This is a genomic window from Mycobacterium sp. IS-1264, from assembly GCF_001954195.1.
In the GTDB taxonomy this organism is placed as follows: Bacteria; Actinomycetota; Actinomycetes; order Mycobacteriales; family Mycobacteriaceae; genus Mycobacterium.
The window spans coordinates 1-726 of record NZ_MBES01000033.1 but is presented as its reverse complement, the minus strand read 5'-3'; the positions used below and the strand labels follow the sequence as shown (position 1 = coordinate 726).

Here is a 726-nt window from a genome sequence, read left to right as displayed (position 1 = left end):
GCACCCCCACCGGAACCGGAGACAACCCCGCATCAAGCACAAACACCCGCATATTGCCCAACGGCACACCAATCGGCGACGGTTTGTGTCCGGCGTGCTCGGTTTTCAGCTCCAAATACGTTAAATGCACAGTGGTTTCGGTAGTGCCGTACATGTTGATCAAGGCCGGCGCGTGCGGGCGTTCATCCGGATACCAGCCTCGCAGTCGCGATGTATCCAATGCCTCCCCGGCGAACACCACCATTCGCAAAGCGGAACTCTTTGCGGTAGAAGGGCATTCGTGCTCCGCGCGCATCAGCTCGTAAAATGCCGACGGAGTATGGCTGAGTACCGTAATACGCTTCCGAAGCAGTAGTTGCCACATTTTCAGCGGCGACCGCACCGTATCCCATGGCACCACCACGACCCGTGCGCCGTGCAGCAGCGCTCCCCACAACTCCCACACCGAGACGTCGAACGCCGGTGAATGGCACCAAGCCCAGACATCGGTGGGTGGGAAACCGATCCACTTCTTAAGGCCCGCAAACAACGCCACCACGTTGCGTTGGGTGATGGCGACGGCTTTGGGGCGTCCGGTGGAGCCCGAGGTGTAGATGATGTAGGCGAGGTTGTCCGGTGTGGGCAGGTGGTGTGGGGGGGTGTCGTTTGGGGTGAACGGGTCGAGTGTGGTGAGGAGTTGGGTGATGTTGTGGTGGGTGATGGCAACGCCTATGGGCGTCCCGGTGG

General features: G+C 60.6%; 1 protein-coding gene. It reads right to left on the bottom strand.

The annotated features are described in order from the left end of the window. Window positions 1-726: AMP-binding protein (locus tag A5744_RS06345; RefSeq protein WP_139331259.1), on the bottom strand; the 726-nt coding region annotated here is incomplete at both ends.